Origin of the sequence: Yoonia maritima (assembly GCF_002933395.1) — a bacterium.
Lineage (GTDB): Bacteria > Pseudomonadota > Alphaproteobacteria > Rhodobacterales > Rhodobacteraceae > Yoonia > Yoonia maritima_A.
The window spans coordinates 974,179-988,166 of the sequence record NZ_PKFN01000007.1; the positions used below are offsets into that span (position 1 = coordinate 974,179).

Below are 13,988 nucleotides of genomic sequence, written 5' to 3' on the forward strand. Positions count from 1 at the left end.
GGTCTTAGTCTTCCTTGTTCAGGGCGGCCGCTTGTTCGACGGCTTCTTCGGCTTCGTGGCTGACGATCAGTGATCCTTCACCAGCGCGGATGATGCGCACGGTTGCTTCGATCACACGGATCACCATCAGCAAAACGCCAAACGGTAGAATGAAATACGGGATAAAGCGGGGCAGTTTTTCATAGGTCTCGCCCATGTTAAACGTCGCTTCCAACCAGCCCTGTAGGAAGGGAATTGGGACCTGCTCTGTCTCGTACCAACCTTGGTCACGACTATTGGCGAACCCGGTTGGGAACCAGTGTCCCGACGTGGCGTTAAAACCCGCAAACGGTGCCCAATAATCCCAAGCGCCCTTCATCAGCAGCAGAACATATACCAGCGTAACGCCTGCACCGATCAACGCCATTGCAAACTGAACGGGTTTTCCGACCAGCGTGATAAGGGCATCAACGCCCAAATGCATCGTGACCTTAAAGCCATAGGAAATCCCAAAGATCACCAGCCATGCGAACAAGATCAGGGTCAGCTCTAACCCCCAGATCAGTTGTGAATTGAATACGTAACGCAATACCACATTGGTAAACGTCACAAGCGTCATGAGCCCAAGCAGAAGAGCAATCACCGTCTCTTCTATTTCGTGGATCACGCGCGATACCGGCCCAGAGGGCGTGTATTTAGATGCCATGATATGTCCCCTACATCGCTGGATGTAAAAACGGCGGGCACATTTGCGCCCGCCGGATTGGTGTCAGGGCCAGCCCGACCCGGCCCTGATCAACTTAGTTTACGACAGAAGCGTTGATTGCTTGTGCGGCGTCGATGTTTTCTTGGCCCACATCGTCAAGGAACTGTGTCCAAACTGGCTGCATTACCGCAACCCACTCGGCGCGCTGCTCAGCAGACAATTCGCGGATCACACCGCCCGCATCCAAAACAGCCTGACGGTTGTTCGCATCAACTTCACCAACAGCCGCGTTACGCTCTGCAGTGACTTCAAGGAAGATTTCCATGAAATCATCGCGGACTTCTGCGTCTAGGCTGTCGAGCCAATCAACGGAAGCAACAACAAGGTAATCCAACACACCATGGTTGGTTTCTGTTGTACCATCTTGAACTTCAAAGAACTTTTGGCCGTAGATGTTGGACCAAGTGTTTTCCTGACCATCAACAACACCCGTTTGCAGAGCACCGTAAACTTCAGAGAACGACATTGGCTGCGGTGATGCACCCAGTGCTTCCATTTGCGCGACCAGCACGTCAGATGTCTGGACGCGGAACTTCAGACCTTCAGCATCAGAAGGCGCATTCAACGGAACGTTGGCCGAGAACTGCTTCATGCCGTTATGCCAGAAACCAAGCCCTTGCAGACCACGACGCTGCATTGAATCCATCATGGCCTGACCCGTTTCAGACGCTTGGAACGCATCAACCGCGTCCATGTTCACGAACATGAATGGCAGATCGAAGATACGGAACTGTTTAGTGAATGTTTCGAACTTTGACAGTGAAGGAGACGCCAATTGAACGTCACCCTGAAGCATCGCTTCAAGAACTTGGTCATCATTGTACAGTGTCGAGTTCGGGAAAACTTCCATGCACATTGTGCCGTCCATCTCAGCGTTTACACGCTCAGCCAAAAGTGTCGCTGCGATGCCTTTTGGGTGACGGTCAGTGTTTGTCACGTGGCTGAACTTAACGACGATTTCACCGTCGTCACAGCCCATTGTGTCGGCTTGTGCTGATGTTGCGATAACAGACATCGCAGCCAATACGGCTGCGGATTTCAAAAAGGTCATATTTTCTCCTCCCTAGAGAATTCCAGTGGCCCTGCATATTCCGGGCGCGCCACTGAAACAAATATTGCAGCGCCGTGTGCGACAAGCACCTTTTACCCCCACATACGGTATGGCGCTTAACTTACTGATATTAATTACTTTATAATATATTTAACACGTTACACTCTAGGCGTGTGGCGGTTTTCCACACACCAAATCCTACCCATGTGCGAAATTCCACACAGGTTTGCGCTAACAAATGAGAATCCTAATTCACCCGATAATCTTCTGCACGAAGGCCATGCTTGGTAAGCTTATCATAAAAGGTTTTTCGCGGAAGTTGCAGCTCCCTTGCAACCTCTGTCGCGCGGCCATTGTGTCGTTGCAGGGCAGCGATCAACAACGAACGTTCCACTTGGGCCATCTGTGCGACAAGACCACCAGCAACCTGCGTATCTTCCTCATCAAGGCCCAGCGCAAAGCGCATAGCGACATTCATCAGTGCACGCGCGTTACCCGGCCAATCTTGTGCCATAAGGCGCGCGGTCAGGTCCGCTGTGATTTCTGGCGGGGCAAGGTTGGCTTGCTCACAGGCCAAAAGCACATAGTGCTGGAACAGCACCGGAATATCCTCTGGGCGCTCGCGTAAAGGCGGGATTCGCACGCGCATCAGATCAAGCCGATAAAACAATTCCGGGTTAAATCGCCCTGCCCCCATAGCATCCTGCAGGTTCCGCGTCGTTCCGGCCAAAACCCGCGCGACGCCACCCTCCTCAAGCCGATCCAATAATAACAACTGCATGGCCGGGCTAAGACCGGTAATCTCGTCTAAATAAAGCGTGCCATCTAAGGCATCATTAAACGCTTCTGTCAGCCCGCCTGCATCCAAGGATGACGCAGCGCGCTTCATGAATGGCCGCGCAGCCGCCGCAGAAAGAAGATGTATCACCTCGGCCATCTTAGGCGTCCCGGATCCCGGCTCTCCCATGATCAATGCCTCGGTCCCTGCACGCGCCGCAGCGCGCGCCTGATTGCGCAGATCGTCTGATAACTTAGAGCGGCCAACCAGCATACGTGACGCGGCATCACCTGCCTCAAGCTCTGACTTAAGGCGTCTATTTTCTAGAACGAGCCCACGCGCCCTAAGCGCCCTTTCAACCACGGCAACAAAATCCTGCGGTGCACATGGTTTCTCAAGAAAGTCATAAGCGCCTGCTGACATCGCCCGAACCGCCATCGGAATATCGGCTTCTCCTGTCAGTAGAATGACAGGAAGTTCGGGATCAATATCACGCACGTAATCAAGCAAATGGAACCCATCGCGACCAGGCATGCGAATATCAGACACGATGACCCCCTCGAAACTGCGGGTCATGTGGTCTTTCGCCTCAACAAAAGATCCAGATAATGTCGGTGTCAAATCCGCCAGCTCAAGCGTCTGCCCCAAGGCTTCGCGGATATCGCGGTCATCATCCACCAGTAAAACACGTTTGGTCATGTGACAGCCTCTTGCGCAACAGAATCCAGCTCGATGGTAAACACAGCACCACCATCAGGGTGATTACGCCCCCGGATCATTCCACCAAAGCTTTGCACCAAGCCGTAGGAAATGGACAGCCCCAAGCCCATACCTTCGGCCGCACCAACGGCCTTTGTCGTGTAAAATGGATCAAATATCTTTTCGGGCTCTGCAATACCGGGGCCGGTGTCGCGCACAGACACAGTCGTACGCGCGCTATGCTGTTCAAGCGTAATTGTCACCTGCTTGGGGTCGCTTCCTTCCATCGCATCCATACCATTAGAAACAAGGTTCAAAATAACTTGCTGCAACCTGACTTCTCCGCCTCTTACAATCATTGGCACATGCGGACGGTCCCATATGACGGCGATACCGTCCTGTACGGAACGCGGCGCAGTAATCTCAAGCACTGCATCAATCGCGGCAACAATATCTACATCCTTTGGCGGCTCATCCTCTTGGCGGGCAAAAGCACGCAGATTGCTAATAATCCGCCCCATACGGCGCGCAAGCTCGGATATCCGGCCAAGGTTTTGACCTGCAACTTCTGGCTTACCGCGTTCAATGAACCCTTGGGCATTCTCGGCAAACGATCTAATTGCCGTGAGCGGCTGATTTAGCTCATGACTAATCCCCGCAGACATCTGGCCCAACGCGGTCAGCTTTCCTGCCTGCACAAGATCATCTTGAGCCTTTTGCAAACGCGCCTCTGCGGCTGTACGTTCGGCTACCTCGCGCCGCAAATCAGCATTCACAGCACGTAGTTCAGCAGTACGGTCGTTCACGCGCGCCTCTAACCTTGTGTTTAGGGCGGCAAGCGTCCTGCGTCTTTGCGTGGCAATGAATAGCATCAAACCAAAAGTCAGACACACGGCCGCCGCCACAGCAGCCTGCAGCGACGCAAGCTTGCGCGCCGGAGCAACATTAACCAACACTTCACCCGTCATTCCCACAACCGGCAAATCCAACGCCAAATGCAAGGCGCGATCAGGAACATAACGTCCCCCATCCACCTGCCAGATATCAAACTCGCGGATGGGTTCTGCGGTGTACGCAACAAAAGGCGCCAGCCGCTCAACAGGATAGCTACTTTGCCCGGCAAGCATTTCACCCTTTGCACGAAACACAAGCTCTGACCTATTCGACAAGAACACGACACCCTGCGCGTCGGTAAAAAATAACGCTGGACGCGCGCCACGCCATGCAGCCTCGACAGCCTCCACATCCGCATAAACCAATAACGCCCCGACAACGGGACCAGCATCCGAAAATACAGGTGCGGCAAAGACAAAAGCGCGGCGACCGTAGGCCTCACTATACAGATGATGAAAGCCCAGCGCGCCATCCATGGCACGCAACAGATAACGACGGCCGCTATGATCGACATTTGGCGCACCTTGGGTTGCAATGATCATGTCACCATCCGGGGCAACCAGCATAATATCCAACGCACCCGTCTTATCCGCGATTTCCTGCAATACGGGCTGCACCGACGCCGCATCACTGTCACCCGATACAACGGACCGCACCTGGGGATGATCCGAGGTCAGCACCGCCAATTCACGAAACCGCTGCAATTCCCCGGTCAGACTATCCGACGCTAGCGCAAGGTCAGCACGCGCACGCTGCTCTAACGGGCCCAAAGCAGCAACGTAGCCATACCAATAGACGGCCCCAGCAAAGCCCAAAACAGCCACCAAAAATGCAGCAATCACCAATAGCCGAGGGCGAAGAAAACGTTCCATAGATCACAACTTACCGACGCGCACTTGCAATGGCCAGACAGGCGCGTCAAACCTGCCATATGCAACGCTTTTCTCAGTCCCCAACGGACCCCGCCTTTTTCCAAAACCCCTACCCGTTTTATGACCGTGCCCGCGCCGGCGGAGATTTCTTTTGGTGGGACGAATACGACATGGCCTGCGCCGTTTCGCACAGCGCCGTGCACGCGGTCCTACGTAATCGGAAAATGGGGCGCGAATGCCCACCCGAACTGGCACCTGACATCCCAAAGGCGCTCCAACCATTCTACGATGTCGAAGCCCACTCCATGCTGGAACTCGAACCACCCAAACACACGCGCCTGCGGTCTCTGGTCCTACGCGCGTTCACCAGCCGGACCATCGCAGCACTCGCACCCGATATCACCCAACTTTGCCACGACCTGATCGACAAATTCCCATCCGAGCCCTTCGATCTACTCACCGCCTACGCACAACCCGTCCCCGTGGTCGTGATCTCGCGGCTGCTAGGCGTCCCCGAAGACCGGTCCGACGACCTCCTACGCTGGTCCAACGCGATGGTCTCCATGTACCAAGCCCGACGCACCCCCGAGATCGAATCCGCCGCAATCGCTGCCACCAACGACTTTACCGCCTTTATGCGCGGCTACATCAATGAGCGGCGCAAATCCCCGACCGACGACCTGATCTCGACCCTGATCGCGGCCGAAGAAGACGGTGAAAAACTGTCAGAGGATGAATTGATCACGACCTGCATCCTGCTTCTCAACGCGGGACACGAGGCCACGGTGCACACACTAGGTAACGGGGTAAAAACGCTTCTCGAACGCAATATCCGTCAAATTACAGACCCCTGCGTCGAGGAAATCATCCGCTTCGATCCCCCGCTGCACATGTTCACACGCTGGGTCTACGAAGACGTGACGATCGGCGACCAGTCCTTCAAACGCGGCGACCAAATCGCCTGCCTACTTGGCGCCGGAAACCGAGACCCTCTCGCCTACGACGCCCCCAACACATTCGATCCTGCGCGCAAAGGCCCCCAAAACACCAGCTTCGGCGGCGGCATCCACTTCTGCGTCGGCGCACCACTCGCGCGGCTCGAACTTAACATCGCACTCAAAGTGCTATTCGAGCGCCGCCCTAACCTGCAACTGGCCGACGCTCCGCAATACGGAGATGTATTTCACTTTCATGGCTTGGAACGGTTGATGGTAGAAGCGTGAGGCGGGCTGATCAAATAAGCAGCCACTGAAGAAGCCCTAAGCTCTGTATCTCGGCGAAGGTCTGATTTGAGCCCATTTCGACGAATGCTGCGTAATCCGTGAATGGCCGTATTGTTGACCGAACCTCTTGATGGTTGAGCAGATCAGTCTCATCCAGTGGCGTAGTTTAACCCTGCCGTTGCGTGTTTCGTGAACAGCTTTTTCTAACTCGTCTATCGATGGAGCTACGTTTTAGGGAGGCTTCCGCATTTCCGCAATCGTGGACGCTACGCCGCACACTCTTTGACATAACGACATCGAATAGTTCCATTCTCAGCCGTCGTTTAGTACCGTCCTTTGCAGACCCTGGAATGTGTTGGAAGTGCTGCCGATTTCAAAATCGGCCATTTATGAAACAACTAATAATGTAGACAGCGCACAGCGTGGGCGGTATGAACAGTAGCGGGTATTCTTCGCCAAACTAGAACTGACACCACTTTCCGCGTCATCGTTCACTCAATCGCGACAGAGGTTCCGACATGCAAATCAGCCGCCGCGGCACTATTTTCGGCACCACTGCGATAGTTGGTTCGGTCGGCTTAGGTATATATTTTCCAGCGCAAGGCGTTGATGCGGCAGGTGCCGAAGATGTGCGAGTCCCCGCGCAGTCGCCGCTTGGAATGGAGGGTGACCTCAAAAACCCGCGTGAGATCGTGTCTGTTGATGGCCGGTTTCGCACAGAGTTAAACATGGTCATCGCCCGCCACGATCTGCCTTATGCGAGCGCTTCCCTCCGCCTGTATGAAGGAGAGATTCCAGCCCCGACCTTTCGCGTTTCCCCAGGGGACGAAATGGAAATCACGCTGCACAACCGGTTTCCACCGAACCCCGATAGTAACCCGGTTCTGAACACACCCAACGAGTTCAACTCGACAAACCTGCATTTTCATGGGTTTCATGTCAGCCCCAAGAGCAACAGTGATAACGTGTATTTGCAGATCAATCCTGGTGAGAGCTTCAACTATCTGGTGCAGTTGCCAGAGGATCACCCGGCCGGGAATTACTGGTATCATCCGCACCGTCACGGTTCGGTCGCCGTTCAGGTGGCGTCTGGATGCGGTGGCATGATGATCGTGCGCGGTACGCTGGATGATGTTTCTGCCGTTGCTGAAGCGATTGAACGCGTAATGGTCTTTCAATGCCCAGTCGTGGATCCCAAAAGTGGCGAAGTCGACAGTTACGACACCATTTGGAACCTGGATTCCGAGCGTTTCTGGCTCGTGAATGGCGAATACCAACCCAAGATTTACATGCGTGAAGGCGAGGTGCAGCATTGGCGTTGGCTGAATGCGGGGGACGAACAGTTTCTTCCAATGACGCTGGACGGTCTTGAACTTCACGAAATCGGTTTTGATGGCAACCCATACGACAGAGCACGCCAAACTGACAAAATTCAGATCGCGCCCGGCAATCGCTCAAACATTATGGTCAAGGCGACAAAGGTTGGCGTTTATGATTTGCTTCGGCCAGCATTCACGCAAGGCAAGACAGACTTGCCGGAGGCGCGCATGGCGCAAGTTATTGTCCTGCCAGCCGATACAGATCGGATCGCGGCCGACGTAAAGAAGGGTACACAGATTCCGCAAGGTCCGCTTCCCAAAAACGTGGTGCTGACGGACATTACCGACGAAGAGGTCGCCAACCGCCGTCGGCAGATCGTGCTTGGTGTCAAGGAAACGCCCGGCATGTACAACGACGTCGTCTTTACGCTGAATGGTGAACCCTTCGATCCGTCACGCGACGATATCACCGCCAAACTGGGCGAGGCCGAGGAATGGGAGTTTGTGAACACCACCCCCTTTCCACATCCAATCCACGTGCATGTGAACCCGATGCAGGTAACGCATATCAACGGTGAGGCGTTGTCCTATAAACATTGGCAAGATACTATCGCCGTCCCCGCCGCCGGTACCGCGACAGTGAGGATGCGGTTCACCGAATTTGACGGGCGGTTTGTGATGCACTGCCATATTTTGCCACACGAAGACCTAGGGATGATGCTGAATGTCAACATTGAAGCTTAGCGCGGCATTGCTGCTGCTGCCGATTGCAGCGCAGGCACAGGACGGCAACATTCCGACGCTGGCGACAAACTGTGTGTCGTGTCATTCCGCCGATGGGAACCCACTTGTTGCCGGGGTCCCGATCCTGTCGGGGCAGCGTGCGATCTATCTGGAAGCCGCATTGCGCTCATACCGCGATGGCCGCCGGACGGGCGGGCCAGCCGATGTGATGAGCACCTACGTCAAGGAATTGACCGACGAAGACATAAAGGAGATCGCCGCATGGTTTGCCGCAAATTAATTGCCACGGTTCTGGTTGCATTCAGTGCAACGATTGCAACTGCGCAAGATGATCTACTTTATCTGACTAATGAGGTCGGCGAAGACCGCTTGTTGAACGCAGACCTGAACCGCGACTATTTCAGTCTGGCTACCTATTTGGAAACTGAACAGGTTCTCACATTTTGCGGGCCTGCCTCGGTTGCTGCGGTAGCAAATTCGTTGGATATTGACCGTCCATCTCCAGATCGGCTGTACCCTTGGAGGCTCTTTACCCAAGACCTGTTGTTCAACGTCGCAAATCAGGAGTTGAAGCCCTATGGCATGGTTGAACATGAAGGGCTGACGTTGGCCGTACTAGATCAATTCATTGAGAATATCGGACTTGCGGCGGACCATTACTTTGCCGACGAAACATCCGTTGATGAACTGCGCAGTGCAATCGAAACGACGCTATCGAACCGTGATGCGCGACTGATCGTAAACTATTCGCGTCAGGCGTTGCCTCAGGAGGGCGATGGTCATATCTCGCCCATCGGCGCATATGACGCGGACACTGATAGCGTTCTGATCCTTGATGTGGCCAAGTACAAGTACCCACCGGTTTGGATCACAGTACAGAAGCTCCACGATGCAATGATGTTGACCGACACCGGATCGAACAGATCGCGTGGTTTTGTCGAAGTGAGTTTGCAGTGACCACCGCGCACCTTTCTCGCAGAGCGATGCTAAGCGGTACATGCAGTGCGTTTACGCTGTCAGGCATGGCGCATGCAGGTGGGCTTGCCAGGCTGTATGACGAAACTATCTGGGATGCGCTGGTGCGCGCCGTAGCTGGTCCAGTAGAGGTGTCACCGCCACTACTCACCGCCCTTACTCGTGATTTTGAAGCGAAATTTGGCATTCTCGCGCTTGGCGATCTGGTTGACCGATTTGGTCGCAATGGCGTTGTAACCGCGCTTGACCCGCAACCGGACCCGTTTGAAAATCAGGTGCAGTGGATCGCAAGCTATCTGTTTACCGGCTCTGCTGATCCATCCGATGACGATGCGCGGATGATCAACTACCCTTACGCGTTGGGGTGGAAGTCCCTACGCTTTGCCAAAGCACCCGGCCTTTGTGCCGGGCCGGAGTTTGGGTACTGGCTGCAACCGTGGGAAGCCGCATGACCGATCTGAATGCAGATATCGTAATCGTTGGGTCGGGCATGGCCGGGGCGCATCTGTCGCGCAGCCTGGCCGAGGCCGGGCGCGATGTGCTGGTGCTTGAGGCGGGTGGACGCAAATCACGTGCCGAATACCTCAGCGATTTTTATCAGAACCCTGTGAAAGGGCCGCAAGCTCCTTACCCAAGCCAAGAAGGCGCTCCACACCCGCAAGATACCGACTACGACAGCTTTTACGACCAGGCTGGGCCAGAACGATTTGTAGGCGCATATTTGCGGATCTACGGCGGGACGACGTGGCACTGGACCGGCTTTGCCGACCGCTTGCGGCCTGCAGATTTTCAAGGTGCAACGCTTTACGGGCGTGGAACTGATTGGCCGATCACCTATGATGAACTGATCCCATTTTATGAGGAAGCCGAGGGGCGATGGGGTGTGTCTGGGGACCCAGATTACACTTGGGGATCGCCACGCAAACCGGGCGAAGGCTACACGATGCCACCGATCCCGGCGTCTTACATGGATCTTCAGATTCAAAAGGCGCTGGATCAGATGGACCTGACATCCAAACGTTTCTCGCACGCGCGCAATTCAGTCAACTTTGACGGGCGTCCGGCATGCTGCGGCAACAACACCTGCGTACCGATCTGTCCGATTGCTGCAAAATACGACGCATCCGTTGACATGGACAAGGCCGTGGCGGCGGGCGCGCGAATTGAGTTAGACGCGCTCGTCACTTTCGTTGAAATCGACGCAGATCAAAACGTAGCCTCACTCACGATCAGACGTCCCGATGGCAGCACGCAGAAGGTGACCGGCAAGACCTTTGTGTTGGCGTGCCACGCTGTCGAAAACCCGCGCTTGCTATTGAATTCTGGTCAAGAGACGGCACCCAACGGGGCGGCCAATGGGACGGATCAAGTTGGGCGCTACTTGCTGTCGCAGTACAACATCGATGTTACGGGTGAAGTCACCGATCCAGTCTATCCGTATCGTGGGCCGCAGCAGACATCGGGTATCATTGAATTCCGGGACGGCGACTTTCGCAAAGACTACGCCCCGTTTGGTACGTCCTTCATGAACAACGGCTGGAGCGGAAACGCCGATGCAACCAAGCTGTCCAAGGAATTGATAGGCCAAGGGGTGCGCGGGGCCGCATTGATTCAGGCGCTGAATGATCAAATCGGACGACACGTGCGTCTTAATTCATCCGCAGAGACGCTGGGCGACATAACTAACCGCATCACACTTTCTGATAAGATGGATCTTGCAGGTGTGCCAAAACCACGGGTGACCTTCACGGTCGATGACTATACGCGCGCCGGACTAGAGGTTGCGACCCAGACAAACATGAAGGTTCTGGAGCTGATGGGCGCAGACGACATAAAGTCGGACACACCCTATCTGTCTAACGCAATTATCGCGGGGACGACGCGTATGGGAACAGACCCGGCTACCTCTGTTGTGAATACTGATCTGCAGACGCACCAGCATAGCAATCTTTACATTCTCGGCGCTTCGACCCACGTGAGCGCGCCAGTGAACGCGCCGTCGTTGACCATCGCTGCTATGGGAATCCGACTGGCAGAGCATCTGGACCGCACGGCGCATGAATAAGGCCACACTGCCGCTCTTGATAGCGTTGGTCTTGCTGGGAAACGGACTGCGCTCAGTGATCAGCTCGACTGTGTTCGTCTCTGAGGGGACGTTCGCAAGCTTTCTCAAGATTTCCGTTTCACAAACATCGGCAATCATTGAATTGCTACTTGGGGCTGTTTTGTTATCGCTCCTGATCTCGCCATGGATGCTCGCGCGGTTTTCCATAAAGGCGCTGACCACAATGATGTGCCTCATCTCGAGTGGTGCCGGATTCGGTCTTGCCGCGATGTTTTGGGCGTCCCCACCGGTTGCCACGCGCGAAGCGTTGGTGATGGTGTTGTTTCCGCTCATCGGTTTTTCGCTGGCATCCATGGCCCCGGTGGCGCAGCTGCTGACGGGATGGGGTGGTGACAAACGCGCAAAGCTGCTGACAGGTGTGTGGGCTGTGGCGATGCCAACGGCATTCCTAGTGACGCCGCAATTGGTCCGCGTGATTGCGCCACGCCATGGACTGGATGTTTTCTTTGCCGGCTTCGCCGGCGCGCCGCTCTTACTGATCGCTGCAATCTGGATCGTGCGCGAACCGGTGAAAACAACTCCCTCGGATGCGACAGCACCATCAATTATGGCGCTTTTGCCCGCAATACTGACTTTGATAGTCTTTGAAGTGATGACCCTGCTCGTTACCATATCGGGCATCTCTTCGACGATGACACAGGGCATGGCCGCACTATTTGTGGTCGCACTGATCTACCTGATCTACAGCCAAAAGACCAAGGGCTCTGCACGAACTGCTGACAGCGCAACAATAGGGATCTTCCTGTTTTTGTTCTTAGTTAACATTGCGACTACCGGGTTTTATGATACCGCATATCTTGTGCTGCATATGTGTTCCAACACCTTGATCGCTGATCGCGCCACGCTTGGGGCGCTTGCACAGGTTTGCGCGGCTATGGGGGCAACTGCGCTGCTCGCTCGGTATCAATTGCAACGGGCGCTGATGGTTTTGGGTGCCGTCATCGCGGCAATCGGCCTGGGATCGTACCTGCTCTACTTCAATTACCCGATTTATGAAGTTTATGTTGGCTCCAAAGCCATCACCGGATTTGGAACCGGATTGCTGACGACGGCTGCTATTTTTGCAGTATCCAAGTCGAGCGCACAGGGGGCGGGGCTGTCCCTTTTCATTGCATTTGTCATCATCATCGGTACGGAAGTCGGTTTGGAGCTATTCGAAATATTTGTTCAGCTGACCGAATTGGCAAGAATCCCACTCTACACGTCTTACACGATGATCTTTGTGGCGCAGGTAATGTTTGTTGTGATCGCGATCCCGTTTGTGATCTCAAAGGCGATGCATGTATCGACGTAGTTTAAACAGATAACCTCCCCATTGCCCCCATACTAAAGCCCCAGAGCCTCCCCATGACCTGCAGCGAGGCCCCTATCCTGGATGCAATACCTAAAGATTATTAGATCAATGGAGTATTGTGACAAACCGGACACTTAAGAAGAGGTCGCGAGAGACCGGTTTGCCCGCGGTCTTCGGTAATCCCCCATTTTTAATGGGGGGATTACCCTTCCAGTTGAAGCGCGGAGCAACAAGCGGCACCCGTTTCCAGACCAGCCGCTCGTAAATGATGCGGCAAAGGTGCCGGAAGAGCCCAGATTACCAAATGCTGTGCGATGCACCAATGCCCGCTTACTGTGTTTGCCCCGCTGAAACCTGAAAACTGTTGCTCTTTTGGTTTCATTGAGGAACTTAAGTGGGCTAATAAAAGTGCTTCTATCTAGGATTTGTAACCATGAAAAAACTATCGTTTTTCGCAGCAACGTTTTTGAGTGCTGGAACAACGGTATCCGCTGGCTGTGAAAACTATGAAGATGGCAGTTTGCCGAACACTCTGGCTCCGCAATATCATATCTGCTTTGATGATGTATGCGACGTGACGCAACTCTCGTATCAATGCGCCAATGTCTATGAGATACGACAGGGTTTCGCAAATGGCTGGGCAACCCACTACACTTTGGAACCAACCGAAAGCTTTAGAGTGACTTGGCAAGGCCGCCCGATTGCCGAAGAAAAACTGAGCCGATTGACCATCGAAGAAATAGATTGAATAGCCCCTAGTATTGTAGACACTTTCTTCCCTAACTTTGAGGCAAGGAGGCCGTTATGGGGAAGCCCAATTTCAGTGAGGATTTTAAGCGTGATGCTGTGCATCAGATCACGGTACGAGGGTATCCGGTTCGTGAGGTTTCGGAGCGTTTAGGGGGCAGTACTTACTCGCTCTACAAACGGATGAAGTTGTATGCGAAAGCCACGTCACAGGCATCATCTGTGGATCATGAAGCTGAGAACCGGAGGCTCAAGCGTGTGCTTACACGGATGACTGAGGAGCGCGACATCCTAAAAAAGCGGCCGCGTACTTCGCAAAGGATGCAAGGCGAAGTACGCGTTCATTGTCGAGCATCGCCCACAGTTTTCAGTGCGTCGGATGTGCCGTTGCCTCAGCATTCATCCCGGTGGGTTCTACGCATGGGTTAAGGACCCGTTAAGCCTGCGTGCGCGTGAGGATGCCCGTCAGACGAAGTTGCTCAAAGAGGCCTGGAAAGACAGCGGCAAGGTCTATGGGTATCG

Annotated in this window: 12 protein-coding genes and 1 pseudogene; 9 read left to right on the forward strand and 4 right to left on the reverse strand. The window is 54.3% G+C overall.

The features are described from left to right. Nucleotides 1-4 precede the first annotated feature (4 nt). The 4 genes from CYQ09_RS06300 to CYQ09_RS06315 all read right to left on the reverse strand — a co-directional run bounded on the left by CYQ09_RS06300 (nt 5) and on the right by CYQ09_RS06315 (nt 5,039). Nucleotides 5-685, reverse strand: coding sequence for a TRAP transporter small permease (locus tag CYQ09_RS06300; protein WP_106744506.1), 681 nt, complete (start codon nt 683-685; stop codon nt 5-7). Nucleotides 686-779: 94 nt separating this feature from the next. After that, nucleotides 780-1,796, reverse strand: a complete 1,017-nt coding sequence (locus CYQ09_RS06305; protein ID WP_106744507.1) for a DctP family TRAP transporter solute-binding subunit — start codon at nt 1,794-1,796, stop codon at nt 780-782. Nucleotides 1,797-2,043: 247 nt separating this feature from the next. Beyond that, nucleotides 2,044-3,273: a sigma-54-dependent transcriptional regulator gene (locus CYQ09_RS06310; RefSeq protein ID WP_106744508.1), complete on the reverse strand. Its 1,230-nt coding sequence runs from the start codon at nt 3,271-3,273 to the stop codon at nt 2,044-2,046. After that, nucleotides 3,270-5,039, reverse strand: coding sequence for a sensor histidine kinase (locus CYQ09_RS06315; protein WP_106744509.1), 1,770 nt, complete (start codon nt 5,037-5,039; stop codon nt 3,270-3,272). The genes CYQ09_RS06310 and CYQ09_RS06315 overlap by 4 nt, the downstream gene beginning before the upstream one ends. Before the next feature lie 59 nt (nt 5,040-5,098). On the opposite strand from CYQ09_RS06315, the gene CYQ09_RS06320 reads away from it, so the two are divergent. The 9 genes and pseudogenes from CYQ09_RS06320 to CYQ09_RS06360 all read left to right on the forward strand — a co-directional run. Beyond that, nucleotides 5,099-6,262 carry a cytochrome P450 gene (locus CYQ09_RS06320; RefSeq protein WP_106744510.1) on the forward strand — a complete coding sequence of 388 codons (1,164 nt, stop codon included), beginning with the start codon at nt 5,099-5,101 and terminating at the stop codon, nt 6,260-6,262. A gap of 518 nt (nt 6,263-6,780) precedes the next feature. Next, nucleotides 6,781-8,325, forward strand: a complete 1,545-nt coding sequence (locus CYQ09_RS06325; RefSeq protein WP_239495860.1) for a multicopper oxidase family protein — start codon at nt 6,781-6,783, stop codon at nt 8,323-8,325. Continuing rightward, the gene (locus CYQ09_RS06330) at nt 8,306-8,605 is read left to right on the forward strand and encodes a c-type cytochrome (RefSeq protein WP_106744511.1); all 300 of its coding nucleotides are present in this window, start codon (nt 8,306-8,308) and stop codon (nt 8,603-8,605) included. The genes CYQ09_RS06325 and CYQ09_RS06330 overlap by 20 nt, the downstream gene beginning before the upstream one ends. Then, nucleotides 8,587-9,282, forward strand: coding sequence for a phytochelatin synthase family protein (locus CYQ09_RS06335; protein WP_106744512.1), 696 nt, complete (start codon nt 8,587-8,589; stop codon nt 9,280-9,282). Before CYQ09_RS06330 ends, CYQ09_RS06335 begins: the two co-directional genes overlap by 19 nt. Beyond that, nucleotides 9,279-9,752: a hypothetical protein gene (locus CYQ09_RS06340; protein WP_162617579.1), complete on the forward strand. Its 474-nt coding sequence runs from the start codon at nt 9,279-9,281 to the stop codon at nt 9,750-9,752. The genes CYQ09_RS06335 and CYQ09_RS06340 overlap by 4 nt, the downstream gene beginning before the upstream one ends. Further along, entirely contained in the window at nt 9,749-11,365 is a 1,617-nt protein-coding gene (locus CYQ09_RS06345) for a GMC oxidoreductase (protein ID WP_106744514.1), read from the forward strand. The genes CYQ09_RS06340 and CYQ09_RS06345 overlap by 4 nt, the downstream gene beginning before the upstream one ends. Further along, nucleotides 11,358-12,719 carry a hypothetical protein gene (locus tag CYQ09_RS06350; RefSeq protein WP_106744515.1) on the forward strand — a complete coding sequence of 454 codons (1,362 nt, stop codon included), beginning with the start codon at nt 11,358-11,360 and terminating at the stop codon, nt 12,717-12,719. Before CYQ09_RS06345 ends, CYQ09_RS06350 begins: the two co-directional genes overlap by 8 nt. Before the next feature lie 433 nt (nt 12,720-13,152). Next, nucleotides 13,153-13,467: a hypothetical protein gene (locus CYQ09_RS06355; protein ID WP_106744516.1), complete on the forward strand. Its 315-nt coding sequence runs from the start codon at nt 13,153-13,155 to the stop codon at nt 13,465-13,467. Nucleotides 13,468-13,523: 56 nt separating this feature from the next. Further along, nucleotides 13,524-13,988 (forward strand): annotated as a pseudogene (locus CYQ09_RS06360) (transposase); the annotation flags it as partial.

Coding starts and splice junctions, on each gene's coding strand:
- CYQ09_RS06300 (WP_106744506.1), bottom strand. CDS start 685: ATGGCATCTAAATACACGCCCTCTGGGCCGGTATCGCGCGTGATCCAC.
- CYQ09_RS06305 (WP_106744507.1), bottom strand. CDS start 1,796: ATGACCTTTTTGAAATCCGCAGCCGTATTGGCTGCGATGTCTGTTATC.
- CYQ09_RS06310 (WP_106744508.1), bottom strand. CDS start 3,273: ATGACCAAACGTGTTTTACTGGTGGATGATGACCGCGATATCCGCGAA.
- CYQ09_RS06315 (WP_106744509.1), bottom strand. CDS start 5,039: ATGGAACGTTTTCTTCGCCCTCGGCTATTGGTGATTGCTGCATTTTTG.
- CYQ09_RS06320 (WP_106744510.1), top strand. CDS start 5,099: ATGCAACGCTTTTCTCAGTCCCCAACGGACCCCGCCTTTTTCCAAAAC.
- CYQ09_RS06325 (WP_239495860.1), top strand. CDS start 6,781: ATGCAAATCAGCCGCCGCGGCACTATTTTCGGCACCACTGCGATAGTT.
- CYQ09_RS06330 (WP_106744511.1), top strand. CDS start 8,306: ATGTCAACATTGAAGCTTAGCGCGGCATTGCTGCTGCTGCCGATTGCA.
- CYQ09_RS06335 (WP_106744512.1), top strand. CDS start 8,587: ATGGTTTGCCGCAAATTAATTGCCACGGTTCTGGTTGCATTCAGTGCA.
- CYQ09_RS06345 (WP_106744514.1), top strand. CDS start 9,749: ATGACCGATCTGAATGCAGATATCGTAATCGTTGGGTCGGGCATGGCC.
- CYQ09_RS06350 (WP_106744515.1), top strand. CDS start 11,358: ATGAATAAGGCCACACTGCCGCTCTTGATAGCGTTGGTCTTGCTGGGA.
- CYQ09_RS06355 (WP_106744516.1), top strand. CDS start 13,153: ATGAAAAAACTATCGTTTTTCGCAGCAACGTTTTTGAGTGCTGGAACA.